This is a genomic window from Pseudomonas sp. PKS, from assembly GCF_051913525.1.
GTDB classification, from domain to species: Bacteria; Pseudomonadota; Gammaproteobacteria; order Pseudomonadales; family Pseudomonadaceae; genus Aquipseudomonas; species Aquipseudomonas guariconensis_D.
In genome coordinates, this window is record NZ_JBEGDO010000004.1 from 72,389 (window position 1) to 98,580 (window position 26,192).

The 26,192-nt window shown below is 62.9% G+C and carries 22 protein-coding genes and 2 pseudogenes; 8 read left to right on the top strand and 16 right to left on the bottom strand.

The features are described 5' to 3' along the window. Positions 1-28: 28 nt before the first annotated feature. The 10 genes from ABOA88_RS05955 to hmpA form a co-directional block, all read right to left on the bottom strand. Complete coding sequence (locus ABOA88_RS05955; RefSeq protein ID WP_367851377.1) at positions 29-568, bottom strand: hypothetical protein; 540 nt, start codon at positions 566-568, stop codon at positions 29-31. An 87-nt stretch (positions 569-655) separates the two neighbouring features. Further along, positions 656-1,033 carry a YkgJ family cysteine cluster protein gene (locus ABOA88_RS05960; protein WP_043208043.1) on the bottom strand — a complete coding sequence of 126 codons (378 nt, stop codon included), beginning with the start codon at positions 1,031-1,033 and terminating at the stop codon, positions 656-658. 204 nt (positions 1,034-1,237) lie between these two features. Further along, complete coding sequence (gene alaC / locus ABOA88_RS05965) at positions 1,238-2,446, bottom strand: alanine transaminase (RefSeq protein ID WP_070577021.1); 1,209 nt, start codon at positions 2,444-2,446, stop codon at positions 1,238-1,240. A gap of 272 nt (positions 2,447-2,718) precedes the next feature. Then, positions 2,719-3,606 carry a heme o synthase gene (cyoE, locus tag ABOA88_RS05970; protein ID WP_196169675.1) on the bottom strand — a complete coding sequence of 296 codons (888 nt, stop codon included), beginning with the start codon at positions 3,604-3,606 and terminating at the stop codon, positions 2,719-2,721. Positions 3,607-3,617: 11 nt separating this feature from the next. After that, positions 3,618-3,950: a cytochrome o ubiquinol oxidase subunit IV gene (cyoD, locus tag ABOA88_RS05975; RefSeq protein WP_043208038.1), complete on the bottom strand. Its 333-nt coding sequence runs from the start codon at positions 3,948-3,950 to the stop codon at positions 3,618-3,620. Continuing rightward, a complete protein-coding gene (gene cyoC, locus ABOA88_RS05980) occupies positions 3,950-4,573 on the bottom strand; it encodes a cytochrome o ubiquinol oxidase subunit III (RefSeq protein ID WP_043208035.1) in 624 nt (207 codons plus the stop codon). The genes cyoD and cyoC overlap by 1 nt, the downstream gene beginning before the upstream one ends. Positions 4,574-4,576: 3 nt before the next feature. After that, positions 4,577-6,595 (bottom strand): cytochrome o ubiquinol oxidase subunit I, encoded by a 2,019-nt coding sequence (gene cyoB / locus ABOA88_RS05985; RefSeq protein WP_070094176.1) that lies wholly within the window; start codon positions 6,593-6,595, stop codon positions 4,577-4,579. Positions 6,596-6,598: 3 nt separating this feature from the next. Then, the gene (cyoA, locus tag ABOA88_RS05990) at positions 6,599-7,543 is read right to left on the bottom strand and encodes a ubiquinol oxidase subunit II (protein WP_043208031.1); all 945 of its coding nucleotides are present in this window, start codon (positions 7,541-7,543) and stop codon (positions 6,599-6,601) included. Positions 7,544-8,100: 557 nt separating this feature from the next. Continuing rightward, the gene (locus ABOA88_RS05995; RefSeq protein ID WP_196169676.1) at positions 8,101-8,607 is read right to left on the bottom strand and encodes a disulfide bond formation protein B; all 507 of its coding nucleotides are present in this window, start codon (positions 8,605-8,607) and stop codon (positions 8,101-8,103) included. A 526-nt stretch (positions 8,608-9,133) separates the two neighbouring features. Next, complete coding sequence (hmpA, locus tag ABOA88_RS06000; protein WP_196169677.1) at positions 9,134-10,312, bottom strand: NO-inducible flavohemoprotein; 1,179 nt, start codon at positions 10,310-10,312, stop codon at positions 9,134-9,136. A gap of 156 nt (positions 10,313-10,468) precedes the next feature. On the opposite strand from hmpA, the gene norR reads away from it, so the two are divergent. The 4 genes from norR to ABOA88_RS06020 all read left to right on the top strand — a co-directional run bounded on the left by norR (position 10,469) and on the right by ABOA88_RS06020 (position 14,209). Continuing rightward, the gene (norR, locus tag ABOA88_RS06005) at positions 10,469-12,022 is read left to right on the top strand and encodes a nitric oxide reductase transcriptional regulator NorR (protein WP_196169678.1); all 1,554 of its coding nucleotides are present in this window, start codon (positions 10,469-10,471) and stop codon (positions 12,020-12,022) included. Between the two features lie 155 nt (positions 12,023-12,177). Continuing rightward, a complete protein-coding gene (locus ABOA88_RS06010; protein WP_196169679.1) occupies positions 12,178-13,077 on the top strand; it encodes a chemotaxis protein in 900 nt (299 codons plus the stop codon). An 89-nt stretch (positions 13,078-13,166) separates the two neighbouring features. Continuing rightward, positions 13,167-13,478, top strand: coding sequence for a hypothetical protein (locus ABOA88_RS06015; protein ID WP_196169680.1), 312 nt, complete (start codon positions 13,167-13,169; stop codon positions 13,476-13,478). Then, the gene (locus ABOA88_RS06020) at positions 13,475-14,209 is read left to right on the top strand and encodes a YkgJ family cysteine cluster protein (RefSeq protein ID WP_367851376.1); all 735 of its coding nucleotides are present in this window, start codon (positions 13,475-13,477) and stop codon (positions 14,207-14,209) included. The genes ABOA88_RS06015 and ABOA88_RS06020 overlap by 4 nt, the downstream gene beginning before the upstream one ends. 1 nt (position 14,210) lies before the next feature. On the opposite strand, the pseudogene ABOA88_RS06025 reads toward ABOA88_RS06020, so the two are convergent. After that, positions 14,211-15,203, bottom strand: a pseudogene (locus tag ABOA88_RS06025) (methyl-accepting chemotaxis protein); the annotation flags it as partial. Between the two features lie 309 nt (positions 15,204-15,512). Then, positions 15,513-15,794: pseudogene (locus ABOA88_RS06030) on the bottom strand (PAS domain-containing protein); the annotation flags it as partial. A 371-nt stretch (positions 15,795-16,165) separates the two neighbouring features. On the opposite strand from ABOA88_RS06030, the gene ABOA88_RS06035 reads away from it, so the two are divergent. The 3 genes from ABOA88_RS06035 (at position 16,166) to ABOA88_RS06045 (ending at position 19,634) form a co-directional block, all read left to right on the top strand. After that, positions 16,166-16,390, top strand: a complete 225-nt coding sequence (locus ABOA88_RS06035; protein WP_196169683.1) for a hypothetical protein — start codon at positions 16,166-16,168, stop codon at positions 16,388-16,390. 204 nt (positions 16,391-16,594) lie between these two features. Continuing rightward, a complete protein-coding gene (locus ABOA88_RS06040) occupies positions 16,595-17,929 on the top strand; it encodes an OprD family porin (protein WP_367851374.1) in 1,335 nt (444 codons plus the stop codon). 208 nt (positions 17,930-18,137) lie between these two features. Further along, entirely contained in the window at positions 18,138-19,634 is a 1,497-nt protein-coding gene (locus ABOA88_RS06045; protein ID WP_367851373.1) for a GGDEF domain-containing protein, read from the top strand. Here the strand turns inward: ABOA88_RS06045 and ABOA88_RS06050 are convergent. Continuing rightward, complete coding sequence (locus ABOA88_RS06050) at positions 19,631-20,107, bottom strand: ferritin-like domain-containing protein (RefSeq protein WP_196169686.1); 477 nt, start codon at positions 20,105-20,107, stop codon at positions 19,631-19,633. The two genes, ABOA88_RS06045 and ABOA88_RS06050, sit on opposite strands and share 4 nt — an antisense overlap. Positions 20,108-20,307: 200 nt before the next feature. Here ABOA88_RS06050 and ABOA88_RS06055 point away from each other — a divergent pair, with 200 nt between their 5' ends. Beyond that, the gene (locus ABOA88_RS06055; protein WP_070577002.1) at positions 20,308-20,529 is read left to right on the top strand and encodes a DUF3820 family protein; all 222 of its coding nucleotides are present in this window, start codon (positions 20,308-20,310) and stop codon (positions 20,527-20,529) included. A 42-nt stretch (positions 20,530-20,571) separates the two neighbouring features. Here the strand turns inward: ABOA88_RS06055 and ABOA88_RS06060 are convergent, their stop codons facing one another. From ABOA88_RS06060 to ptsP, 3 genes are read right to left on the bottom strand one after another with little or no spacing between them, the layout of a single operon-like run. Further along, positions 20,572-22,308 carry a PTS fructose-like transporter subunit IIB gene (locus tag ABOA88_RS06060; protein ID WP_196169687.1) on the bottom strand — a complete coding sequence of 579 codons (1,737 nt, stop codon included), beginning with the start codon at positions 22,306-22,308 and terminating at the stop codon, positions 20,572-20,574. Beyond that, positions 22,305-23,255 carry a 1-phosphofructokinase gene (pfkB, locus tag ABOA88_RS06065; RefSeq protein ID WP_367851372.1) on the bottom strand — a complete coding sequence of 317 codons (951 nt, stop codon included), beginning with the start codon at positions 23,253-23,255 and terminating at the stop codon, positions 22,305-22,307. Before pfkB ends, ABOA88_RS06060 begins: the two co-directional genes overlap by 4 nt. Before the next feature lies 1 nt (position 23,256). Continuing rightward, positions 23,257-26,109, bottom strand: a complete 2,853-nt coding sequence (ptsP, locus tag ABOA88_RS06070) for a phosphoenolpyruvate--protein phosphotransferase (protein WP_367851371.1) — start codon at positions 26,107-26,109, stop codon at positions 23,257-23,259. Positions 26,110-26,192: the final 83 nt, after the last annotated feature.

Genomic DNA, 26,192 nt, shown 5'->3' on the forward strand with positions numbered 1-26,192 from the left:
CCTAGTCCACGGTGCGTGTGGGAGTGGGTCACAGCGACTGTGACGACTCCGGCGGCATCAGCACCTTGTCCACATCGAAATGCAGCGCAGGCATCTGAGTGCCTGCATACATCGTGACGGCGATCGCAGCAATCAGTGCCACATCGAGCCAGTGCCAGCCGGGCATGTCGTCGGCGCGCCGGGCCCTCCAGCACCACCAGCCCTGCCCCAGGCAGAACGCCAGGATCGCCAGACTCCACAAGTAGAAGCCGGCACCAAAGCCGGTGACGTCCTGGAAAGCATAGCTCTGGTTGTCTGGCAGCCGCTCGATACCCAGGCTACTGAGCGCCAGGTACAGGGCGCACACCCCCAACAGCAATGCCAGCCGACGAAAGCGCCGATGGGCCAGCACCGCCAGCAACAGCAACGGGTTGGCGAACCATTGATACAGGCCGAACGGTACGCCCCAGGGCCCATAAAGCAGCATCTGCAAGGCTGGCATGTGCCGGCCTGCCCCCATCAAGGCGCCGTCAAAAAACAGGCCGATCAGGTACAGAAGCAGGCTCAAGGGCAGGTAATAGGCAGACAACCTCGGGCTCCAGGGTATTTGGACGAACCTGAAACCATACAGCACCTGTGTTTCACACAACAGGTGGTTTCCCGCAACAAGCCCGCGTCAGGCCACTTCGGCCCCGTCATCCTCCGGCCAGTGCGGCTCGTTGGCCTCCAGCGGCGGCAGCCCATAATGTGCGCGGGCAGCGTCACAGCTGGGGTTGTGCACACCGTTGACCCACGAGGCTTCGAATTCTCGGCAAGGGCTCGAGCGGTTTTCGTAAATGGTGCAAGCGACCTGCTTGCCGATCTCGCCACCCAAGGCCGTGCAGCGGCAAGGTTTGGCGTCGGTGCCGATCATGGCGACCCGGGTTGGGTTGATCTGGACCACCAGGTCGTCGGGCACAACGCCCCCGGCGGATTGGCATTCGCCCCAGAAAAAAGACACACGGAAGTACCCGCAGCAGGCGCCGCAGTCAAGGCAAGGGTTGTATTCGGACATGATGGCACGGAGGGAGGGTTGTTGTTATGAGGGCTGGGCCCGCGCGCCATTCTCAGTCCAAGCGGGGGTGGCTGAGAAGAGGGGGAAAGCAAAAAAATCCACCGCTTGTCAGCGGCAAGCGGCAAGAAGACTTGCTGCGTCAAAATTGAAAAGCCGCAAAAGGCCCATGCTCATGCGGGCCTCTTGCGGCTTGAAGCTTGAAGCTTATTTGCGCGTCAAGCCATCGGCCCTGAACATCTGCCGAATGCCGCGAATGGCCTGGCGAATACGGTCCTGGTTCTCGATCAGGGCGAAGCGCACATGGTCATCCCCATAGTCGCCAAAGCCGATCCCCGGCGACACACAGACCTTGGCCTCGGCCAACAGCTTCTTGGAGAACTCCAGCGAGCCCAGGTGAGCGTAGGCCTCGGGAATCTTCGCCCAGACGTACATCGAGGCCTTGGGGTTCTCGACCATCCAGCCGATCTCGTGCAGCCCCTTGACCAGCAGGTTGCGGCGTTGGCGGTACTGCTCGGCGATATCTCGCACGCACTGCTGGTCGCCTTCAAGCGCCGCGATGGCCGCGACCTGCAACGGCGTGAAGGTGCCGTAGTCGTGGTAGCTCTTGATCCGCGCCAGCGCGCTGACCAGCTCCGGGTTGCCGACCATGAAGCCGATACGCCAGCCGGCCATGTTGTAGCTCTTGGACAGGGTGAAGAATTCCACTGCGATGTCCTTGGCGCCTGGCACCTGCATGATCGAGGGGGCTTTCCAGCCGTCATAGACAATGTCGGCGTAGGCCAGGTCGTGAACTACCAGCACGTCATACTGCTTGGCCAGCGCGACCACGCGCTCGAAGAAGTCCAGCTCGACGCACTGGGCGGTCGGGTTGGACGGGAAACCCAGGATCATCATCTTGGGCTTGGGGATCGATTCGCGGATCGCCCGCTCCAGCTCATTGAAGAAGTCTACGCCCGGCACCAGCGGCACCGAACGCACCTGGGCACCGGCAATCACCGCGCCGTAGATGTGAATCGGGTAACTGGGGTTGGGCACCAGCACCGTGTCGCCGTGGTCGAGAGTGCCGAGCATCAAGTGAGCCAGGCCTTCCTTGGAACCGATAGTGACGATGGCTTCGGTTTCCGGGTCGATCTCGACCTCGTAGCGCTCTTGGTACCAGCGCGAGATAGCGCGGCGCAGACGCGGGATACCGCGGGACGTGGAATAACCGTGGGTGTCTTCCCGTTGGGCGACCTGGACCAGCTTCTCGACAATGTGCGGTGGCGTGGCGCCGTCGGGGTTGCCCATGCTCAGGTCGATGATGTCCTCGCCACGGCGGCGGGCGGCCATCTTGAGCTCGGCTGTGATGTTGAAGACGTAAGGGGGGAGACGATCGATGCGCGCAAAGCGGCGCGGCGAACCTGGGTTGGCCATGGCTTCCTCGAATGACGTAAGCGCCCGGAACCGTCCGAGCGACGTGGGCCGCTGCGGCGGCCAAATCAGAAGATAGTGCCGAAACATACAACCTGTAAAGGATGATCTCCTGTTTTATTAGATCTTTTTAGGCTTATTTATCGAATTCATTAGATTTACGTTGCCTGGGCTGGCCCTTACACCGCTAACCGCGCGAAGAAGCCGCCACAAACACTACAGGCATAAAAAAACCCCGGCACAAGGCCGGGGTTTTCGTGTAACAGGCGTCTGTATCAGCGTGCGTAGGTCATCAGCACGTCCGCGGCAGTCTGGCTGTCCACCGACATCATCACGCTCAGGGCAGTGACGGTGAGGATGGAGAAACCGAAGACCTTGCGGGCCCACTTGCTGTCGTCCTCAGCCTTGTAGCCGCCCCAGGCCATGTACAGCCAGTACAGGCCCATGGCAGCTGCCACGACGAGGTAACCCAGGCCGGCGTAACCGCCCAGGGTCAGCATCAGGGTGGCGAGCACGAAGGCCAGTACGTACAGCACGATCTGCTTCTTCGCCGCGAGAATACCGCGTGCCACCGGCAGGACCGGAATGTTGGCAGCGCTGTAATCCTTGAAGCGGAAGATGGCGATGGCAAAGCTGTGTGGCATCTGCCACAGGCTGAACATCACCAGCAGCGTCACTGCAGCCAGGTCGAAGCTGTTGCTGACGGCGCAGTAACCGATCACCGGAGGCATGGCACCGGACAGGCTGCCGACCAAGGTGCCGTGCACCGACTTGCGCTTGAGCCACAGGCTGTAGAAGCCGACGTAGACGACGAAGCCGACAGCTGCGCAGAACGCCGAGAGCGGATTGGCCTGGACATACAACAGGCTGAAGCCCGCCACCCCAAGCAGGGTGGCGTAGATCAGCGCGAGGGTCAGCGACATGCCGCCCTGAACCATGACGCGGTTCTTGGTGCGCTCCATCTTCTGGTCGATGTCGCGGTCGATGCAGTTGTTGAACACGCAACCGGACGCGACGACCAGAGAGGTCCCCACCACTACCGCCAGGAACAGGGCGAAGTCCACATGGCCCTTCGAGGCAAGGAAGAAACCGCCTGCCACGGAAAGCACGTTACCGAAAATGATCCCCGGTTTGGTGATTTGGATAAAGTGCTTCACGGACATGCAGTCTTACCTCACTTGGCCATCATTTCGATGTGGATGCTGAACATGATCCACAGCGACAGGCCGACCAACAGAGCGATTACGAGAGTGGTGAACAGGAACGTCGACACATTCGAACGCTGCTCTTTCGAGCGGTCCATGTGCAGGAAGTACACCAGGTGCACCACCACCTGAATGACGGCCATGGCCACCACGATCAGGACGGTCAGGTTCTTCGGCAGGCTCGGGTACATCACCAGACCGAACGGGATCGCGGTCAGGATGATCGACAGGATGAAGCCGATCGCGTACGACTTGACGCTGCCGTGGTTGCCTTCGTGATGAGTGTCGTGTGCGCTAGCCATTACAGAACTCCCAGCAGGTAGACGACGGTGAATACGCAGATCCAGACCACGTCCAGGAAGTGCCAGAACAGGCTCAGGCAGCTCATGCGGGTCTTGGCGGTCGGGGTGATGCCCTTGGTGCTGATCTGATACATCAGGACAGCCATCCAGATCAGACCGGCAGTCACGTGCAGACCGTGGGTGCCGACCAGGGCGAAGAAGCCCGACAGGAAGCCGCTGCGGTTCGGGCCGAAGCCTTCGCCGATCAGGTGATGGAACTCATAGACTTCCATCGCGATGAAGCCAGCACCGAACAGGAAGGTGATGGCCAGCCAGCCCAGCACGCCACCTTTGTTGCCCTTGAACATCTGCAGCATGGCAAAGCCGAAGGTGATCGAGGACAGCAGCAGCAGTGCGGTTTCAACAGCTACGAAATCGAGCTGGAAGATGTCATGACCCGACGGGCCGCCGGCAAAACTGCCGGACAGCACCGCGTAGGTGGCGAAGAGCGACGCAAACAGGATGCAGTCGGTCATCAGGTACAGCCAGAAACCGAGTACGGTCATCTGGCCCGAGTCGTGGTGGTGATCGTCGTGCCCATGGTCGTGACCATGAGCGCCGGCGTGGATTACTTGACTGGACATTGATTACACCCGCTCAAACGATTCGACACGTGCGCCGGCAGGCAGAGCACCTGCTTTGGCCAGCGCTTTCATGCGCTCGCCTTCGATGCGCGCCACTTCTTCGGCCGGAACCATGTAGCCCTGGTCGTCACGCGCGGCGTGGCGAACGAAGACAGCGATGGTTGCAACCAGGCTCGCGCCAACCAGCCACCAGATGTGCCAGATGAATGCGAAGCCGAAGACGGTCAGGAACAGGCCCATGAACAAACCGGTGGAGGTATTGCTCGGCATGTGGATCGCTTCGTACTTGGCCGCAGGCTTGTAGGCGACACCGGCTTCCTTGGCTTCGTGCCAGGCGTCCAGGCCAACCTTCTCAGGCATGTGGGCGAAGTTGTAGAACGGAGGTGGCGACGAAGTCGACCATTCCAGGGTACGGCCACCCCATGGATCGCCAGTGACGTCCAGGTTCTGGTTGCGGTCGCGGACCGATACGTACAGCTGGATCAGCTGGCATGCGATACCGAACAGGATCAGCACGGCGCCAACGACGGCAACGTACAGGTAGGGTTCCCAAGCCGGGTTGTCCGAGTGGTTCAGACGACGGGTCATACCCATGAAGCCCAGGGCGTACAGCGGCATGAACGCTACGTAGAAGCCGGAGATCCAGAACCAGAAGGCAGCCTTGCCCCACTTCTCGTTCAGGGTGAAACCGAAGGCTTTCGGGAACCAGTAGGCGAAGCCGGCGATGTAGCCGAACACCGCACCACCGATGATCACGTTGTGGAAGTGGGCGATAACGAACAGGCTGTTGTGCAGAACGAAGTCAGCACCTGGAACAGCCAGCAGAACGCCGGTCATACCACCGATCGAGAAGGTGACCATGAAGCCCAGGGTCCACATGATCGGCGCGGTGAAGCGCAGACGGCCCTGGTAGATGGTGAACAGCCAGTTGAACAGCTTCACACCGGTCGGAATGGAGATCAGCATCGTCGCCAGACCGAAGAAGGTGTTGACGCTCGCGCCTGCACCCATGGTGAAGAAGTGGTGCAGCCAGACGGCAAAGCCCAGAACGGCGATCGCGCCCGATGCGTAGATCATCGAGTGGTGGCCGAACAGACGCTTGCCAGCGAAGGTCGAGGTGACTTCCGAGAACACACCGAAGGCCGGCAGGATCAGGATGTAAACCTCAGGGTGACCCCAGGCCCAGAACAGGTTGACGTACATCATCGGGTTCCCACCAAGCTCGTTGGTGAAGATGTGGAAGTCCAGATAACGGTCAACAGTCAGCAGAGCCAGTGCAGCGGTCAGGATCGGGAAGGAAGCGACGATCAGCACGTTGGCCCAGGTGCAGGTCCAGGTGAAGATCGGCATGTCCATCAGCTTCATGCCAGGCGCGCGCATCTTCATCACGGTGACGAGGAAGTTCACACCGGTAAGCGTCGTACCCAAGCCGGATAGCTGTAGCGCCCAGATGTAGTAGTCCACACCCACGCCAGGGCTGTACTGGATACCCGCAAGCGGCGGATAGGCAACCCAACCGGTCTTGGCGAATTCACCAACGCCCAGGGAGATGTTGACCAGCAGCACGCCTGCCAGCAGCAGGTAGAAGCTCAGGGAGTTCAGGAACGGGAAGGCAACGTCACGTGCACCGATCTGCAGAGGAACCGCCAGGTTCATCAGGCCGGTGAAGAACGGCATCGCCATGAAGATGATCATGATCACACCGTGGGCGGTGAAGATCTGGTCATAGTGTTCAGGCGGCAGGTAGCCTTCGGCGCCGCCGGTAGCGGCAGCCAGCTGGGTACGCATCATGATGGCGTCGGCGAAGCCGCGCAGCAGCATGACCATCGCGACGATGATGTACATCACCCCGATTTTCTTGTGGTCGACCGTGGTCAGCCACTCGGTCCACAAGTAGGTCCACTTGCGGAAATAGGTGATAGCACCGACGACAGCGATACCACCGAGCGCAATCATGGCAAGCGTCACCATGACTATCGGCTCGTGATAGGGTATCGCCTCCAGGCTTAATTTACCGAACATCTCTTACTCCTCTGCACCGGCAGCTGGTTGCATACTCGATTCCACACCCTTGGTAGTGGCCAGATCTTTGCTGCCTGCTTCTTCGTGGCTCGGACGACCGCGGTTCATGCCTTCGTACTTGTCGACGATCAGCTGGAACTGGTCAGGCGAAGCCTCGCTATACAGCGCGACTGGGTTGTTTTCGCTTGGTTTGGCCAAGGCGTCGTATTCAGCCTTGTCCAGCTTCTTCGGCGACTGCTTGACCTCGGCGACCCACTTGTCGAAGTCTTCCTGGGAGGTGGCAGTAGCCTTGAATTTCATGCCGGTGAAGCCAGCACCGCTGTAGTTGGCGCTGATACCGTCGAATTCGCCGTTCTCGTTGGCGATCAGGTGCAGTTTGGTGGTCATGCCGGCCATGGCGTAGATCTGGCCGCCCAGGCCCGGGATGAAGAAGGAGTTCATCACGGCGTCGGAGGTCACGCGGAAGTTGACCGGGGTGTTAGCCGGGAAGACGATCTTGTTGACGGTGGCGATGCCCTGCTCCGGGTAGATGAACAGCCACTTCCAGTCCAGCGCGACCACGTCGATCTGCACCGGCTTCACTTCGGAATCCAGTGGACGGTAAGGGTCCAGTTTGTGGGTGGAGTGGTAGGTGACGTAGCCCAGGGCAATGATGATCAGGATCGGGATGATCCAGACAGCCGCCTCGATCTTGGTCGAATGCGACCAGTCGGGCGTGTAGGTGGCAGCCTTGTTGGAAGCACGGTACTTCCACGCGAACGCGATGGTCATGATGATGACCGGTACGACGACCAGCAGCATCAGGCCAGTGGCGATCAGGATCAGGTTCTTTTGCTCAATGCCGACCTGGCCCTTCGGGTCGAGCAGGGTCCAGTTGCACCCACTGAGTAAAAGCATGCCTAAAAAGGGCAATATGCCAAACAGTCTGGGGTAACGCTTTTTACTCATCTCACGACCTCTAGATCAGCTTGCTTCAATGCAATTTGTGTTTTGGTAGCCAACACTTCGTCCTGCCAAGTGAGGCATTTCGCGCCCGTACTCGCTCCTGCCGGAGGTCCGACTGCAGGACCTTGGCGTCAAGCGGGTTAGCGGTGCTTATGGTTTCGTAGGCAACAGGCCTGTACTTCAGACCAAGTCCATTTGGTGCGGGAAAACGCGGAGGGGGGTCCGCCCGGTATCGCCGTTGGGCGAAACTTGACGAAGTCAGCAAAAAGGAGCCTCGGCTTCCTTCAATCCTGCGACTTGCAAGCAGTGCCGAACGGAAATTGGGGGCGATTGTAGATAGGTCGCCCACCCTTGACTATGACTTATTGCGCAACAGTCTTTTACGGATTTGGTAACAATACAGAAGGGAAAATCAACTTCGCGACAGTTTGTCGCACCCCGCTTGATAGACCTGGAACCCGCATTGCGCAAGGCTTCGTGGTTGATCTGAGTCAAGCGGGAGGCAAGTTTCTTTTGGTTTCTCGTCGTGCAACAGAAGAGGCCGGAAGCGGGACTTTTGTCTAAGCCTTGCGTCGGTTCCGATAGATGCCCAGCGGCACCAGGATGGCAGTGAGGACGAACGCCAGAAGTGCCCACTGAGCCAGGGACAACCCGAGGATCGGCGGGTATGGCGTACTGCAGAATCCATCGACCTGGAACGCCAGTGGCCAGACCTGCGCCAGCGGCAGGTCATCGACGATCGGTTGCAGCGTGTCGATACCGCAACTGACCATCGGGTGCGCGAGTATATACACATGGTTGCCGGCCGCAACGATTCCGCCGATCGCGCTGAGCACCACCAACGCCTCGAAGAACGTCAGGCTGCGTTTTCCCGGCATGGCGGCAGCAAGGAAGGCGAACACCGCGATCAGCAGCAGCGCATAGCGTTGCAGGATACACAACGGGCATGGGGCCTCGCCGAGCACTACCTGCATGTAGAGCGCCCCGCCAATCAACGACAGGCAGATCACACCCAGCAGCACCAGGAAGCGCCGTTCGCGATTCAGGCGCGATGTTTGTTCGTTCATTACCGATTCCTTCGATGGATAGAGGCAGTGCCGGGCCTGTCGGGGCAATGGCCTGCCTGGGCGACAGTCTACACGTGCGTCGAGGAAGCGGCGTGATAGCACTGCGCGGGGCTATCCGATGACGACTTCAGACCAGCCGGGGCGACGTCGGTTCAACGTCAGCCGCCAAAAAGCGGCAACCCGGATGTCGGACAGGCGAACGCCCCTCGACACCCGGGAGTGAAGGATACAGTGATTAAAGGAAGATTAAAGATGAAATTGGCCCCGCTTATTTCATCTCCTTCTATATAAGAAGCGACCTACAGGCCCAATCGCTGGCAAGCCAGCCCCCGCACGAACGATGTCGCGTTCGTTTCGTCTCGATTACCCACGTTCGGGAGCACCGCGTACGGGAGCTGGCTTGCCAGCGATTGGGATGGAACTCCAGCGTCGTTCGCTTCGCGGGCGAACCCGCTCCCACAAGGACTGGCGCACATCTTGTGGGAGCGGGTTTCCCTACGAACGGACTGACCGGACTATCGAGGCCTCACTCCAGCGCCGCCGCCGGCCCGAAGAATTCGTAGCGGCTCTGTTGCTCGGGCACGCCCAGGTCCTTGAGGTGGCGCTTGACCGCCGCCATGAAGCCTTTCGGGCCCAGGAAGTAGGCATCCACATCACGCTCGGCTGGCAGCCATTGGCCCAACTGCTCCTGGCTCAGCAGGCCGACCGCGTCGGCCTCGCCTTTGCCGTCCTGCTCGGCATAGCAGTAGAAGCGCTTGAGCTGTGGATGACGCGCAGCCAGGCCATCGATCCAGTCACGGAAGGCGTGTACCGCCCCATTGCGCGCGCAATGAATGAAATGCACCGGGCGTTGCGTCTGCAAGGCGGCCTGGACCATGGCCAGGGTCGGCGTGATGCCCACGCCCCCGCTGATCAACACCAGGGGCTTGTCGCTGTGCGTCAAGGTGAAATCCCCGGACGGCGGGAACAACTGCAGGGTCTGGCCGACCTGCAGTTGGTGATGCAGGTAATTGGACACCTTGCCACCGGCCTCACGCTTGACGCTGATGCGGTACTGCTCGCCATCGCACAGGGCAGACAGAGAATAGTTGCGGCGCTGCTCGACACCATCGATGAACAGCTGCAGGCCGATGTACTGGCCAGGCTCGGCTTTCAGGACCGGCTTGCCATCCACCGGTGCGAAATAGAAAGAGACGATCTCGCTGCTCTCCTGCTCCCGACGCACCAGACGAAACTCACGGGTACCGCGCCAGCCACCGGCGGCTTCTTCCTTCTGTTTATAGAGGCTTTCTTCGGCGCCGATCAGGATATCGGCCAATTGCCCGTAGGCCGCCCCCCAGGCCTCGATCACCTCAGGGGTGGCGATGTCCTTGCCGAGGACTTCCTCGATGGCGCGCAGCAGGCAACTGCCGACGATCGGATAGTGCTCGGGCAGGATCTGCAAGGCGACATGCTTGTTGATGATCTGCCCGACCAGGCCACCGAGTTGCTCCAACTGGTCGATGTGACGGGCATACATCAGCACGCCATTGGCCAGGGCGCGCGGCTGGTCGCCGCTGGCCTGGTGGGCCTGGTTGAACAGCGGGCGTACTTCGGGGTACTCGCTGAGCATCATCTTGTAGAAATGGGTCGTCAGGGCCTCGCCTCCGCTTTCGAGCAGCGGGACAGTGGCTTTGATGATTGCACGTTGTTCGGCATTGAGCATTTGGAACGACTCCTGAGCCTAGGGCTTGAAATGGTCTGCCCTCGGTATTTCATCAACCGTGCCAACTTTTGAACCCAGTGTTTACAGGGCTTTCAAGCAATGCGAGTCAAAACGACACCAATGCGCGTATAGTCATATCGACCAATAGGAGTCCATATGACTACACGCCCACTGCTCACCTCCCTGCTCCCTCTGGTCAGCGATCTATCCCGCGACCTCCCGGACCAGGAGCGCTATCGCCGCCTGCTGCAAGCCATGCGCAACCTGCTGCCATGCGATGCCGCCGCCTTGTTGCGCCTGGATGGCGAATGGCTGGTGCCGCTGGCAGTCGATGGCCTGGCGCCCGATACGCTGGGTCGGCGCTTCAGGGTCAGTGAACACCCGCGCTTCCAGATCCTGCTCAGCCGTCCCGGCCCGACCCGCTTCGCCAGCGACAGCGAACTGCCTGACCCGTACGACGGCTTGGTCAACGCGCCACATGCCGACCTGCAGGTGCACGACTGCATGGGCTGCCCCTTGATGGTCGATGAGCAGCCCTGGGGCCTGGTCACCCTCGACGCCCTCACGCCCGGGCGTTTCCAGAGCCTGGAACTCGAGTCCCTGGAAGCCTTCGCCAGCCTTGCCGCGGCCACTGTCACCGTGGCCGAGCGCATCGAGGACTTGGCCCTGCGCGCGGAGGATGAACACCAACGCGCCGAGGTCTATCGCCAGGCCAGCGGGCAAGCCAAAGAGCTGATCGGTCAGAGCAAGGCGCACAAACGCTTGCTGGAGGAAATCCGCCTGGTCGGCGGCAGCGACCTGACCGTGCTGATCACCGGCGAGACGGGTGTCGGCAAGGAGCTCGTGGCCCAGGCCCTGCACCAGGCCAGCAACCGCGCCAACAAACCGCTGATCAGCCTCAACTGCGCCGCTCTGCCCGACACGCTGGTGGAGAGCGAACTGTTCGGCCATGTGCGCGGCGCTTTCACCGGCGCCCATGGCGAGCGGCGCGGCAAATTCGAGTTGGCCAATGGCGGCACGCTGTTTCTCGACGAGGTGGGCGAACTGCCCCTGACGGTGCAGGCCAAGCTGCTGCGGGTCCTGCAAAGCGGGCAGTTGCAGCGCCTGGGCTCGGATCGCGAACACCGGGTCGATGTGCGCCTGATCGCGGCCACCAACCGCGACCTGGCCATGGAAGTGCGCAACGGTCACTACCGTGCCGATTTCTACCATCGTCTGAGTGTCTACCCGCTGCAGGTCCCGCCACTGCGAGAGCGTGGCCGTGATGTGTTGCTGATTGCCGGATACTTCCTCGAGCAGAACCGCTCCCGCCTGGGCCTGAACAGCCTGCGCCTGAGCGCCGACGCCCAGGCCGCCCTGCTGGCCTACGACTGGCCTGGCAATGTGCGCGAACTTGAGCATCTGATTGGCCGTTCGGCACTCAAGGCCCTCGGCCAGCATCCCGAGCGTCCTCGTATCCTGACCCTGGAAGCCAGCGACCTGGACCTGCACACTGTCCTTGCGCCCAGTCACTCCCCCTCCCCTGCCCCGGCCCAGCCACTGCTCAACCTGCCCGAGGGTGGCTTGCGCGAAGCGGTGGACGATTATCAGCGGCAGGTGATCGGCGCTTGCCTTGAGCGCCATCAGGACAACTGGGCAGCGGCGGCGCGCGAGCTGGGGCTCGATCGCGCCAACCTCAGCCGCCTGGCCAAGCGCCTGGGGTTGCGCTGACCCAGCCCCCGGTCGCGCCACTGCAAAAAGCTCAGCGCTGTCGATACCTGCCCAGGCAAAGCCTGCGATTGACCGCACCACAACCTAAAGCCTGGCCCCAACAGGCCGATAACCCGGCATCCTCCTTTTATTACCGACAGACTCGAAGGTTGCCCATGGCCACGCAAAACGCCCGTGCGGACTCGTTGTCCCTGCTGCTGTTCACCTTGCGCAGCGGCAAGCTGATGGCGATCAACCTGCTCAAAGTCAGCGAGATCATCCCCTGCCCGCCGCTGACCCGCTTGCCGGAGTCGCATCCGCACGTCAAAGGCGTGGCGACACTGCGCGGCAACCCGTTGTCGGTGATCGACCTGTCCCGCGCCATCGGCGAGCAGCCGTTGGCCGACCCATCCGGCGGCTGCCTGATCGTCACCGAGATCAGCCGTTCGCGCCAGGGCCTGCATGTGCAGGCGGTGAGCCGCATCGTTCACTGCCTGAGCACCGACATCAAGCCGCCACCCTACGGCTCGGGCAACCGCTCGTTCATCACCGGAGTGACCCGGGTCGACAACACCTTGGTGCAGGTGCTGGACATCGAAAAGGTCATCCACGCCATCGCCCCACCCGAGCCAGAACCGCACCCAGGCGAACTCAGCGAGGAAGACGCCAGCCTGCTGGCGGCCGCCAACATCCTGGTGGTGGATGACAGCCAAGTGGCCTTGCAGCAGTCGATCCATACCCTGCGCAACCTAGGCATCGAATGCCACACCGCGCGCAGCGCCAAAGATGCAATCAACGTGCTGCTGGAGCTGCAAGGCACCGAGCGGGAAATCAACATCATCGTCTCGGACATCGAGATGTCCGAGATGGACGGCTACGCCTTCACCCGCACCCTGCGGGAAAGCCCGGACTTCCAGCACATCTATGTACTGCTGCACACCTCGCTGGACAGCACCATGAGCGGCGAAAAAGCCAAGCTGGCCGGCGCCAACGCGATCCTCACCAAGTTCTCTTCGCCAGAGCTGACCGATTGTCTGGTGGTGGCGGCGCGGGCCGTGGTCTTCGCCGAGCACTGATATAGTCAGCGACAATTTCCCTGGCTTGCTGCCAGGGACGACTCGGGCATAATTCGCGCCCTTCGGTTGTTTTGTTGCCGGTACCCTGTATGAAGTTTCTCAGCACCCTTCTGATCACCTATGCCCTCGCCAGCGGCATGGCCCAGGCTTCCAGCAGCCAAGCCTGGAATGAACAACGCCAACAGATGCTCAAGGGCTGCCTGGCCGCCAGCCAGCTCAAGGATGCTCACGCCCGTGGCAAACCTGCGGAGTTCGACGACCAGGTGGGCTACAGTGCCCTGCTGATCGAGGGCATCTACCCGCAAAAGCACATGCCGCAGCGCACCGGCACCGAGCTGTGCCTGTATGACCGCCAGCGTCACCAGGCCTTCGTCAGCGAATGGAGCCCGGGCGCACCGTGAACGACAGCATTCGTTTCGCCTGCACCGGCTGCGGCAAGTGCTGCACCGGCCATCATGTACCGCTGACCCTGGACGAAACCCGCCAATGGGCGGCCAACGGCGGCCAGGTGGTGGTGCTGATCGAAGGGTTCGTCTGCGACGGCCCCGGCATGCCGACAGAACAACGCGACCATGTGCTGCGCCGGGCCTACCCAGTCGCCTGCGGCACGGCCCAGCTGCACGTGTCGGTGACCTTCGCAGCCTTCAACCCGGGCCGTTGCCGCAATCTGGACGACAACGACCTGTGCACCATCTATGAAACCCGCCCGCTGGTGTGCCGCATCTACCCCGCCGAGATCAACCCGCACCTGCCCCTGCGCCCGGAAAACAAAGACTGCCCGCCCGATGCCTGGACCCAAGGCCCTGAGCTGATCCACGGCCAGTCGCTGGTGGACCCGCACCTGCGCGCCCTGATCGAAGCCTCGCGCCAGGCCGACCGTGACGACATCGCCGCCAAGGTCGCCCTCTGCCAGGCCTTGGGCATGACCACCAGCGCCCTCAAGGGCAACGGTTTCACGGCCTACCTGCCCGCCATGGAGGCATTCGCCGCGGCCCTGGAACAGGTGCCGGCCGACAACCGGGTGCCCTGGACCTTGCACATCGAAGCCCCGCCTCTGATACACGAGCTGGCCGCACTCGGCCTGTCGACCACCGCCGAGCCGCCGCTCTACTACGCCTTCATTGGCTTCTGATTCACTGGCAACGGCGCCAGAACTCATCAGCCAGACGCCGCAGGTCCATGGCGAGGTCCGCCACGTCGGTCGCATTGGCGTGGCTGCGCTGGCCGACATCGACCGTCGCCTCGCTGGCCTCGCGGATGCTGATGATGTTGCGGTTGATGTTTTCGCTCACCTGGCTCTGCTGCTCCACCGCGGCGGCGATCTGCAAGCTCATCTCATTAATCTGGTTGACCCGCGCGCTGATGCCATCGAGCGCACCACTGGCCAGTTGCGCCTGCTCGACGCTGTGCCCGGCATGGCTGCTGCTCTGGCGCATCACCTGCACCGCGGCGCGAGCCCCTTCCTGCAGCGTGCCGATCATGCGCTGGATCTCATGGGTCGATTGCGTGGTGCGCTGGGCCAGGCCACGCACCTCGTCAGCCACCACGGCGAAGCCTCGGCCCTGATCGCCCGCACGTGCGGCCTCGATGGCCGCATTGAGCGCCAGCAGGTTGGTCTGCTCGGCGATGCCCCGGATCACATCGAGCACCCCGGAAATCTCGCTGCTGTGCTGTTCCAGTTGATGGACCGCATCACTGGCCTCGACCAACGAGCCGGCCAGGTCCTGGATCGCGCAGCGATTGCGGTCCACCACCTGGTGGCCGGCCTGGGTTTCATCTTCGGCCTGGTTGGCGGCCACGGCCGCCAACTGCGCGCTGCTGGCCACCTGGGCGACACTGGCGCTCATCTGGTGAATGGCAGTGGCCACCTGATCCGCCTCTTCCTGCTGCTCCAGGCTGTTGGCATGGCTGGCCTGCAGCGCCTGCACCAACGACCCGGAATGCCCGGCCAGGCGCGCCGAGGTATCGCCGATGCGCCCCACCACCGCACCCAACTGGGCCTTGAGCATGCGCATAGCGAATTCGATCTGGCCGATGGCATCGCGCCTCCCGGTGTACAACTGCTGGCTCAGCGGGTTGTCGGCAATCGCCAAGGCCTGCTGACGCAAGCGCTCGAAGGGACGTAGCTGCCAGATCAACAGCGCACTGCTGGCCCCGGCTGCAAGCATGATTTGCGCCAGCGACCACCAAAGCGGCACGCCCTGCCAGCCATGCCCGACGCCGACCACCAGCGCCAGCGCCACCGCGACGCCCAGCGACAGCCGCAGCCCCAGGCCAAGCACCGGCAGGCGCGTGCGCCAGTTGCGCCGCCCTTCACGCAGCTGTTGATAGCAGCGCTCGGCCGCCGCCACCTGCTCGGCGCTAGGCCGGGTGCGCACCGACTGGTACTCGATGGTTCTGCCACCGCTGCTGATCGGCGAAACGAACGCACTGACCCAGTAATGGTCGCCGTTCTTGCAGCGGTTCTTCACCAACCCCATCCAGGAGCGCCCAGCCTTGAGCGCCCCCCACATCTGTTCGAACGCCTGGGGCGGCATGTCTGGGTGGCGCACGATATGGTGCGCTTGGCCCAACAACTCATCGCGAGTGAACCCGCTGATCCGCACGAAATCGTCGTTGGCATAGGTGATCCGGCTGTCCAGATCGGTGGTGGACAGGATGTTGGCATCGCCGGGGTAATCCACTTGGCGACCGGTAACAGGCAAATTGCACTTCATCGGAGGCACTCGTTGTTGTTGTAGGGAAAATCGGCAGGGCGTTCGACTCTAGGGCCAATGACTGACAAAACATTGATCCAGAGCAGCATATTGGCAATTGGCCACCAACCAGCTGAAACGGATGGCCTGTCAGCCTTGATGCACAGTGGGGTGTTTTTCGTGCGCAGCGCGGCGGGGGTCAACCCCTTCGGCATTTTGCCTGCCAAGCGCTCAAGGACGCGGGTTTGCGCATTAGATCCGGGCGCTTTCGCAGCCAATCATTACTTTTTGCGTAACAGTGCTTATCCAACTTCAGCCTGTTTCCTTGTGTTTGAAGGGACTAACTTATGCCTGTCCTCGTTAACACTTGCATCGCAAGAAGGTTGTTTTAAATGTCCAACAGTATGGGTGTTGCCAGCGTTTTCATTCTGTCTTCCCTGTTGTTGTCGCCTCTGGCCATGGCTGAAGAATCGCCGGCCTTCGCTGCCCGTAACGCAGAACTTGCAGTGGTCCATCAGCAGGCTCGCGAAGCCTATGCCGCACAGAAGGCAGATGCTGCAAAAGACGCACAGCAGACAGCTTCCAAGGCCATCGCCGACGACAGCGCCGACAGCTGATCGACTGTTTACCGCTCCTGTTTTTTCCCTTGGCTCTCACACGGGCGCCCAGTGCGCCAATATGTTAGCCTTTCAAAGCCGCTGCCGATCAGCGGCTTTTTTTATGTGCCAAAACTATCAGCCAGGCTGTTGCGTACATAACAAGAAACTTGCACTTCGCAGAACAACAACGACCCCACCGCCAAACCAAAGGAGCTCGTACCGGTGCCTTCCGCGTTTCGTTTTACCCCGCTGTTCATTGCACTGACTGCAACGATGCCGTTCGCTGTTCAGGCCGATGAAGACAAGGCTGATGGCTTCATCGAAGGTTCTTCCCTGAACCTGCATTTTCGTAATGCCTACTTCAATCGCAACAACCTCAACCCCGGTGAGCGCGACTTGCGGGAATGGGGCCAAGGTTTCGTTGCGCGTTTCGAGTCCGGCTATACCCCAGGCGTGATCGGCGTCGGTGTCGATGCCCATGCCATGCTGGGCCTGAAGCTCGACGGCGGTGGCGGCCACTCCGGCACCAGCATCCTGCCAACACACGTACAGGACGATGGCGAACCGGGGGCGGCCCCACATTCGTTCTCCACTGCGGGCGCGGCGATCAAGTTCAAGGCCTTCGACACCGAGCTCAAGGCCGGTGACCTGTTCCTCACCAACCCGGTGATCGCCGGTGGCGAGTCGCGCATGCTGCCGCAGACCTTCCGCGGCGTGAGCCTGACCAACACCAGCATCGACGGGTTGCTGCTCGAAGGTGGCCAGGCCAGCTTCACCAAGCCGTACAACCAGAGCGGGCATCGTCGTATCGATACCTACTACGGCAGCTTGGACGATGGCACCAAGAGTGAGCACCTGACCTGGGCCGGGTTGTCCTGGAGCGGTACCGAGAACGTCACCACCAATCTCTATGCCGCCGAACTGAAGGACATCTGGAACCAGTACTACGTCGACTTCGACTACACCTATGTGGTCAACGACCTGGTCAGCCTCAACCCAGGCCTGCACTTCTATCACACCCAGGACACCGGTCAGGCGCTGCTGGGCAATATCGACAACAACACCTACAGCCTGCATTTCACGGTCAATGCCGGCTACCACAGCATCACGGCCGCGTACCAGCGTGTGAACGGCAATACGCCGTTCGACTACATCAACCTGGGCGACAGCGTGTACCTGGACAACTCGCGCATGTATTCGGACTTCAACGCGCCCAACGAGCGGTCCTGGAAACTGCAGTACGACTACGACTTCACCGGCCTCGGCATGCCCGGCCTGAGCACCTCGCTGTCGTACTCGCGCGGTGAAGCGGACCTGACCAAGGCCGACCAGGACACCACCCACTACGCGTACTACAACCCCGAAGGCAAGAACGCCATGCATTGGGAGCGCGACCTGGACGTGAAGTACGTCTTCCAGGAAGGCAGCCTCAAGGACCTGTCGGTGCTGTTGCGCTACGCCAGCCATCGCGGCAGCCAGGGCTATGCCGCCATCGATGGCAACAGCGACAACGATGAAGTCCGGGTGATCGTCGACTATCCGTTGAACATCTTCTGACCCGAAGCCCCGGCGAGGGCTTTGCCCTCGATCGCGGGGCAAGCCCGCGCCTGCAGAGGGCACCATAGCCCCTGTGGGAGCGGGCGAAGCCTGGGATAGACCGTACAGCGGCCGGCATCGTTTTTCCGTCGAACGAATCTTGTCCGACAATTCCGGCTTCCCTAGAATACCGCCGCCGCATAATGGCCCCGCCTGTGCAGTAGCGAACATGCCCACCCGATCATCGCGCTTTACCCTGTACAGGTCGCACCCCGAACTGATCCTCAACCTGGGCAGTTGCCTTGCCGTGCTCGCCATCGTGGCGATTGTCAGCTATCTGCTGAGCCGCGAGCGCGACAGTGTCGAACAATCGGCCAAACGTTCCTCCAGCAACATCGTCCAGCTCATCGAAAGCGATATCCTGCGCAACGTCGAACTCTACGACCAGACCCTGCACGGGCTGATCTGGGCGGTGAAGCACCCTGAACTGCTGGATACCTCGCCTGAGCTGCGCCAACAAATCCTGTTCAACCAGACCTTCGCCGCCCCCGTGCGGGGCGATATCCTCTGGGTCGATGCCCAGGGCAAGGTGCTCGGCGACTCGCTCAGCGTGCCGCCGAGGCAAGGTGATCTGAGCGACAGCGTCGCCTTCAAGGCCCATCGCGACCGCCCGGGCCTTGGGTTGTTCATCAGCCCGCCGTTCAAAGCACGCCTGGGCGATCTGGATTGGTGCATCAGTTTCAGCCGGCGCATTTCCGGCCCCGATGGCGAATTCGCCGGCATCGCCTCCGGTGCCCTGCGCCTGTCCTATTTCAGCGAGCTGTTCGAACGGCTGGACATCGGCAACGACAGCAGCATCAACCTGCTCAACACCGACGGGCAATTGCTGGCCCGCCAGCCATCCCGGCCGCAGGACCCGATGATCGGCAGCAATTACCGCGAACGGCCCAATTTCCAGCGCATCCTGAGCGAACGCAGCGGCAGCTTCACCGCGCACTCCGGTTCGGCCGGCACACCGCATATCTATACGTTCGCCCGGGTCGCCGACCTGCCGTTGATCGTCCTGGTGGTGGACTCGACCGACGAGGTGTTTCAGTCCTGGCGACGCACCGCGATCCTGGTCAGCGTGGCGACCGGCATGCTGTGCATCGGCATCCTCTGGCTGACCCTGCTGCTTGGGCGCGAATTGCGTCGTCGTCACGAAGCCGAGCAATGCCTGGCGACCCTGGCGGCCACCGACAGCCTCACGGGCCTGGCCAATCGCCGGCATCTCGATCAGGTGCTGCGACAGGAATGGGCGCGGGCCCAGCGCAATCGCCAGCCGCTGGCCATTCTCATGGTGGATGTGGATCACTTCAAAGCGTTCAACCAGCGCCACGGCCATGCGGGGGGCGACCATGCCCTGCGTGAAGTCGCCCATACGCTCGAACACTGTATTCGCCGCCCCGCGGATCTGGCGGCGCGGTATGGCGGGGAGGAATTTCAGGTGGTGCTACCGGAGACGGACTTGGCGGGGGCGCGCCTGCTCGCCGAGCGCATCCGCGCCCAGGTCGAGGCGCTGCCGACCTTTGCAGGCGACGAGCGACCGGTGACCGTCAGCATTGGTATCGGCGTGCACGTCCCCGGCCCCCAGCAGGACCTGACAGGCCTGCTGGGAAGCGCGGACGAGGCGCTCTACCGGGCCAAGGCCAACGGCCGCAACCGTGTCGAGGACCCGGAGGTTTAGGACCGGGCGCGCGCGGCGTCGCGCAAGGCTTTGACTTGGTCATGGTTGCGCTGCACGCCTTGCAACTGCTTTTCCACCAACGCGTAAGTCTGGTCACTGGCGCTGCGGCCGAGCTTGACCAGTTTCTCGCGGGCATCCTTGTAGGCCTTCAGGGCGAAGTCCTCGCCGCGCTCGACCTCGTTGAGGACCGCTTCCTCGCTCTTGCCGGTCAGCATCGACTTGAAGTTGACCCAGCCCCGATGCAGGTCGCCACTGAGGCTTGTAGAGGTTTCCGGGTCGCCGCCCAGACGACGAACCTCGCTCTGCAGCTCGGCAGCAGCGCTGGCGCATTCACCGGCACGCTGCACGAAGAACGCCTTCAACTCGGTGTTCTTGACGTCTTCGGCCGACTCCTTGAAACCCTTCTCGCCGTCCTTGCTGTACTCGATCAGGTCGTTGAGCACATCGATCACGTCGTTGTTTGGATGACTCATGGCGCGAACTCCTTGGCAGGTGATAGTCACCTGGAATGGAGCAGGCATCGTGCCAAATCCGCGATACGGATAAATGCCAGCTAAATCAACAAATTACGATTCATTAATAAAACGCCTTGAACCGCGTTCTGCATGATCGCCGCTTGGGGGTTCGTGCAGTTTGCAGTATGGTCGGCGCTTTGTTCGGCGAAGGGCTGGCGATGAAACCTGAAACCCTGCAACTGCTGGTCACCCGCACCATGCCCTTTGGCAAATACCAAGGCCGCCTGATCGCCGACCTGCCCGGCGACTACCTGGCCTGGTTCGCCCGCAAGGGCTTCCCTCCTGGAGAGCTGGGTGGATTGCTGGCGTTGATGCACGAGATCGACCACAACGGGCTGGGTGAACTGCTGACACCGTTGCGCCAGAAACACCGCCGCTGAACCCGCCTGGAGCCGCGGTACGGCCCCAGGCTCCAGCTTTCTTCAGCCTTTTGCCGGCGCCACCGTCAACTCCACACGCTCGCCCTTCTTGATCAGCGCGTACACCACCGCCGTCAGCAGGCTGCCCGCCAAGATCGCCAGCAGGTACAGCAGCGCATGATTGATCGCGTTGGGGATCAGCAGCACGAACAGCCCGCCATGGGGCGCCATCAGCTTGCAGCCAAAGTACATCGACAGCGCCCCGGTCAGCGCGCCGCCCGCGACACTGGCCGGGATCACCCGCAGCGGGTCCTTGGCGGCGAACGGGATCGCGCCCTCGGAGATGAAGCACAGCCCCAGGGCCAATGCCGCCTTGCCCGCCTCGCGCTCGCTCTGGGCGAACTTGCGCCGGGCCAGGAAGCTGGCGATGCCCAGGCCGATCGGCGGCACCATCCCTGCGGCCATGGTCGCCGCCATCGGTGCATAGCTGGACGAGGCCAGCAGCCCCACCGAGAAGGCATAGGCCGCCTTGTTGATCGGCCCGCCCAGATCGACACACATCATGCCGCCCAGCAACAGCCCGAGCAGAATGGCGTTGGTGGTGCCCATGCTGTCGAGAAAGCGCGTCAAGCCTTCGAGCATCGCCGCCACTGGCTGGCCGACCACGTAGATCATCACCAATCCGGTGAACAGACTGGCCAATAGCGGAATGATCAGGATCGGCTTGAGCGCCTCGAGGCTGCTCGGCAGGCGCGCCCAACGGCTGATGGCCTTGGCGCTGTAGCCGGCCAGAAAGCCCGCGATGATGCCGCCGATGAAGCCCGCGCCCAAGGTGCTGGCAAGCAGACCACCGATCATGCCCGGGGCTAGCCCCGGGCGGTCGGCGATGGACCAGGCGATATAGCCGGCCAGCAGCGGCACCATCAGCTTGAACGCCGCCTCGCCGCCGATCTGCATCAAGGCCGCAGGCAAGGTGCCAGGTTCCTTGTAGGCCTCGATGCCGAAGACAAACGACAAAGCGATCAACAGGCCACCGGCCACCACCATCGGCAGCATGAACGACACACCGGTGAGCAGGTGTTTGTAGACACCGCTCTTCTCGCTTTTCTTCACGGTTTCAGTGGCAGCCTCCCCCCCCACCTCGACCTTGCCTTCGGCCAGGGCCTTGTCGAGGATGGTGCGCGCCTGCTTAAGCGCGATACCAGTACCACAGCGGTAGATGCGTTTGCCGGCAAAGCGCGCCGTGGGCACTTCGATGTCGGCGGCCAGCAATACCACATCGGCGTCGGCGATGGCCTCGGCCGAGAGCGGATTGCGCGCCCCTACCGAGCCTTGGGTTTCCACCGTCAATTGATAGCCCAAGTCCTTGGCAGCCTGTTGCAGCGCTTCGGCGGCCATGAAGGTGTGGGCCACACCGGTCGGGCAGGCAGTGACAGCAACGACCTTTGGCAGCGTACCGATCGCCGTGGGCACCGCAGGCGTCTGCGCCTCCAGCACCTGGGCCTGGGCTGGCGCCTCATCCAGAAAACGCTCCCGATCCGCCAGGGCCTGGGCCGGTGTGCTGCGGTAGACCCGCTTGCCGACGAAGCGCTCCAGATCCACGGGGCCGGTGCTGACCACCAGTACCCAGTCGGCCTCGGCGATCTGCGCCGGGCTCAAGCGTGCCTCGGCACGTTCGACATCCTGCACCTCGACCACAGCGCCCCAGCCGCGTTGCCGGGCGGCAGCCGACAGCAGACGCGCGCTCAGCACGCTGGACACCTGGCCGTTGGGGCAGGCGGTGATGATGGCGATGTTCATCGGCAACCCTCTTGTTGTTCTGTCAGTTGCACAGCGTTTTCCAGGCGCGCCAGCTGTTCGCGGTCGCGAATCCCGAAGCCGACCTGAGTGACCGCCTGGGCGGCGATGGCCGTGGCCCGGCGCAGCGTCTGTTCGCGCGGCTCACCTAGCAGCAGGCCATGGACCATGCCCGCGACCAGCGAATCACCGGCGCCGACAGTGCTGGCCACCTGCACCTTCGGCGGTCGCCCATCCAGGGGTGGACGACCTTGGGCAAACCAGCTCACGCCCTGCTCGCCCTGGGACACCACCACGTGCTCGACGCCGCTGGCCAGCAGCCGCTCGGCGGCCAGACGCTGCGCTTGCGCGGTGTCCACCTTTGCACCCAGCGCCTCGCCGAGCTCCTCGGTGTTGGGCTTGACCAGCCAGGGCCCGACCTGCAGGCCGACACGCAAGGCTTCGCCGCTGGTGTCCAGGGCGATCTTCAAGCCCTGCTGCTTCAGTTGCAGCAGTAGCTGATGGAACCACTGCGCATCGACACCTCGGGGCAGACTGCCGGCCACCACCACCGCATCGTGCCCCACCGCCACCTGTTCCAGACGACGTAGCAAGGCGACACGGGCTGCCTCCTCAACTGCCGGCCCCTGACCATTGATGTCGGTGACCCGGCCATCGGCCTCCACCAGTTTGATGTTGCTACGGGTCTCGCCCGGTACCCGGACGAAACAGTCGGCAAAGCCGCGCCAGGCGATCAGCGCCTCGAACGGTTCCAGGTTGTCGCGCCCCAGAAAGCCGCCCACGGTCACGCTGTGGCCTAGGTCGGCCAGGACCTGGGCCACGTTCAGCCCCTTGCCCGCGGCATGGCTGTGCTGGCTGTGGCTGCGATTGACATGGCCGGGGCGCAGGGTATCCAGGCTGACGGTGATGTCGAGCGCCGGGTTCAGGGTAAGGGTGAGGATCTTGGCCATTTCAATAACGCTCCACCAGCGCCCGGACCGCCGCGGCGCTGTCTTGTTGCAAAGCCTCGCGCGCCAGGGCGCGTGCCGTCTGGTGATCGGCCTGGCGAACCAGCGCCTTGACTTCGGCGATGCTGCGGGCCGCGACGCTCAGCTCGTCCACATCCAGGCCCAGCAGCACCGCGACCGCCTGCGGGTCCGCCGCCAACTCGCCGCACACGCCCACCCATTTGCCTTGGGCGTGGGCGGCGCGCACGGTCATGTCGATCAGTTGCAGCACCGCCGGGTGTAGGCCGTCTGCCTGGGCCGAAAGGCTCGGGTGGCCACGGTCGATGGCCAGGGTGTACTGGGTCAGGTCGTTGGTGCCGATACTGAAGAAATCCACTTCACGCGCCAGTTGTGGTGCCAGCAGCGCCGCTGACGGCACCTCGACCATGATGCCCACTTGTAGGTCAGCCACCGGGATTTGCGCACGCAGGCGATCGACCATGGCCTTGGCCTCGCGCCATTCATGCACCTGTCCGACCATCGGGAACATGATGCGCAGGGGGCGGTCATCGGCCGCCAGCAGCAAGGCGCGCAGCTGTGCTTCCATCACCTGAGGACGCTGCAGGGTCAGGCGCACACCGCGAACCCCAAGGAAGGGGTTTTCCTCGGCGTCGATCGGCCAGTACGGCAGCGGTTTGTCGCCCCCCACATCCAGCGTGCGCACCACCAGGGGACGCCCGTCCAGGCCATCGAGCACACGGCGGTACTCAGCCTCCTGGGTGGCAATGTCAGGTGCCTGGGGGTGGGCCATGAAGATCAGTTCAGTGCGCAGCAGGCCGACGCCTTCGGCGCCCTGCTCCACCACCTTGTCGATCCCCGTGCTCTCGCCGATGTTGGCGAACACTTCGACCGCATGGCCATCGCGGGTCACCGCCGGCTCGTGACGCTTGGCCCAGGCGGCCTGCAGGCGTTGCTCGCGCAGGTCGCGCTCGGCCAGGGCCCGCTGCAGGTCATCGGCCGCCGGCGCAACGCTGACTCGGCCACGCTGGCCATCGAGCAACAACGGCGTGCCGGCCTCCAGCAACAGAATGGCGGCACCGGCCCCCACCACCGCCGGGATGCCCAGCGCGCGGGCAACAATCGCACTGTGGGCCGTAGCACCGCCTTGGGCGGTGACGATACCGGCGACTCGGGCCGGGTCCAGGCGGGCCACATCCGACGGGCCCACCTCGGCCTTCACCAGCACATAGGGCTGCTGGGGTTCGGGGATGTCCTGGACACCGCACAGTTGCGCCAGCACGCGCCGGCCGATGTCACGCAGATCCGCAGCACGCTCGGCAAGCAGGGTGTCGTGCAACGCCTCCTGCTGACGCGCCGCGCTGTCGATCACCGTCATCCAGGCGGCCGCCGCGCTCTCGCCCTGGGCCAGTCGCTGCTCGACTTCATCGCTCAGGCCCGGGTCGGCAAGCATTTCCTGGTGGGTGACGAAGATCTCGCCGATCGAGGGGTCGCTACGCTCCACCAGCGCCTGCAGCTCGGCATTCACCGTCGCCAGCGCATCGCGCAGCTTTTGCCGCTCCTGGGCAGGCGACTCGCCGCGTAGCGGGTAATCGATCTGGCGCTCTACCTGCACAAAGGCCGGGCCGCTGGCGATGCCCGGCGCAGCGCCGACACCCTGGACGACGCTACCGGCCGCTGGCGCCTGGAGCGTCTGCACAGGCTCTTGAACACTTGGCGAGGCCGCTTCGGGCAGCGGCTCCACCACCTCGCCCAGGCCTTGCTCGATGGCCGCCAGCAAGACCGGCAGGGCGTCGTTGGCAATGCTGGGTTCGGCGATCAGCTCCAGCGTCTGGCCGCGCCGGGCCCCGAGGCTGAGCAGCTTGCTCAGGCTCTTGAGCGACACTGCCGGCTCAACACTGTCCTGCAGGCGGACACGCAACTCGCCCTCGAAACCTTTGGCCAGCTGGGCCAGTACCTTGGCGGGACGGGCATGCAAACCGTGGGGGTTGGCCAACACCACGCAAACGCTCGGCCAGTCGGCCGGGGCCTCACCACCGAGCACCTGCAGCACGGCGCGGCTGTTGGGCGCCTGGTAGAGCATTTGCCCACGGCCTTCGATCAGCACTTCACACAGGCGCTCGAGCAAGGCTTGATGAGCGACACCCAGGCTGGCGAGGCAGAAAAGGCCATTGAGCGGCTGGTCACGGTAGCGCAGCGGTTGCTGCGGCGTAACGAAGGCCAGACCTGGCTGGCGCACCAGGCGCTCGCTGTGCAGCCACCACAGCCCCTCGCCCAGGGGCAGCGGCTCGGCCTGTTGCAGCACGTTGGCAAACCCGGCATCGACGCAGCCGGCACGTTGCAGCAGCCGCGCGCCACGCCAGGCCAGCTCATCGAAGTCTTCAGCGGCCAGGCTCAGCCCCACCAGTTGCGCGTCCAGCGCCAGGGCCTGGGGTGCGCCTTGCAACAGCTTGAGCAACGCTTCAGCGCTGGAGGCACGGCGCAGGGCCTCGGCCAGGTCGGTCTCGCCCAGGGCACGGGTCAGCAATTGCAGCAAGCGCAGGTGCTCGTCGGACCGGGCGGCAATGCCGATGGCCAGGTAGACAATCTGACCCTCTCCCCAGTCCACCCCCTCGGGAAACTGCAACAAGCGCACGCCGGTGGCGAAGACCTGGTCGCGGGTCTGCGGCGTGCCGTGGGGGATGGCGATACCCTGGCCAAGGAATGTCGAGCCTTGCGCCTCGCGGTCCAGGAGCCCTTGCAGGTAACCCTCGGCGACCAGGCCATCGGCGACCAATCGATCGGCCAGAAGGCGCAGTGCCTCGGCCTTGTCGATAGCCACCTGGTCCATAGCGATCTGCTCCTGAGCGAGCTCCAGCATGACCTTCTCCTTTTGCAGCCCCCGGGGCGGGGACCTGAGGTATTGTTGTGAATTCCACGAATCGGGTCTGTTCAACGGTCTTG

What these genes read in the sequence shown, in the direction of transcription:
- ABOA88_RS05960 (WP_043208043.1), bottom strand. Translation starts at nt 1,033, where the DNA reads ATGTCCGAATACAACCCTTGCCTTGACTGCGGCGCCTGCTGCGGGTAC.
- alaC (WP_070577021.1), bottom strand. Translation starts at nt 2,446, where the DNA reads ATGGCCAACCCAGGTTCGCCGCGCCGCTTTGCGCGCATCGATCGTCTC.
- cyoE (WP_196169675.1), bottom strand. Translation starts at nt 3,606, where the DNA reads ATGTCCGTGAAGCACTTTATCCAAATCACCAAACCGGGGATCATTTTC.
- cyoD (WP_043208038.1), bottom strand. Translation starts at nt 3,950, where the DNA reads ATGGCTAGCGCACACGACACTCATCACGAAGGCAACCACGGCAGCGTC.
- cyoC (WP_043208035.1), bottom strand. Translation starts at nt 4,573, where the DNA reads ATGTCCAGTCAAGTAATCCACGCCGGCGCTCATGGTCACGACCATGGG.
- cyoB (WP_070094176.1), bottom strand. Translation starts at nt 6,595, where the DNA reads ATGTTCGGTAAATTAAGCCTGGAGGCGATACCCTATCACGAGCCGATA.
- cyoA (WP_043208031.1), bottom strand. Translation starts at nt 7,543, where the DNA reads ATGAGTAAAAAGCGTTACCCCAGACTGTTTGGCATATTGCCCTTTTTA.
- ABOA88_RS05995 (WP_196169676.1), bottom strand. Translation starts at nt 8,607, where the DNA reads ATGAACGAACAAACATCGCGCCTGAATCGCGAACGGCGCTTCCTGGTG.
- hmpA (WP_196169677.1), bottom strand. Translation starts at nt 10,312, where the DNA reads ATGCTCAATGCCGAACAACGTGCAATCATCAAAGCCACTGTCCCGCTG.
- norR (WP_196169678.1), top strand. Translation starts at nt 10,469, where the DNA reads ATGACTACACGCCCACTGCTCACCTCCCTGCTCCCTCTGGTCAGCGAT.
- ABOA88_RS06010 (WP_196169679.1), top strand. Translation starts at nt 12,178, where the DNA reads ATGGCCACGCAAAACGCCCGTGCGGACTCGTTGTCCCTGCTGCTGTTC.
- ABOA88_RS06015 (WP_196169680.1), top strand. Translation starts at nt 13,167, where the DNA reads ATGAAGTTTCTCAGCACCCTTCTGATCACCTATGCCCTCGCCAGCGGC.
- ABOA88_RS06035 (WP_196169683.1), top strand. Translation starts at nt 16,166, where the DNA reads ATGTCCAACAGTATGGGTGTTGCCAGCGTTTTCATTCTGTCTTCCCTG.
- ABOA88_RS06045 (WP_367851373.1), top strand. Translation starts at nt 18,138, where the DNA reads ATGCCCACCCGATCATCGCGCTTTACCCTGTACAGGTCGCACCCCGAA.
- ABOA88_RS06050 (WP_196169686.1), bottom strand. Translation starts at nt 20,107, where the DNA reads ATGAGTCATCCAAACAACGACGTGATCGATGTGCTCAACGACCTGATC.
- ABOA88_RS06055 (WP_070577002.1), top strand. Translation starts at nt 20,308, where the DNA reads ATGAAACCTGAAACCCTGCAACTGCTGGTCACCCGCACCATGCCCTTT.
- ABOA88_RS06060 (WP_196169687.1), bottom strand. Translation starts at nt 22,308, where the DNA reads ATGAACATCGCCATCATCACCGCCTGCCCCAACGGCCAGGTGTCCAGC.
- pfkB (WP_367851372.1), bottom strand. Translation starts at nt 23,255, where the DNA reads ATGGCCAAGATCCTCACCCTTACCCTGAACCCGGCGCTCGACATCACC.
- ptsP (WP_367851371.1), bottom strand. Translation starts at nt 26,109, where the DNA reads ATGCTGGAGCTCGCTCAGGAGCAGATCGCTATGGACCAGGTGGCTATC.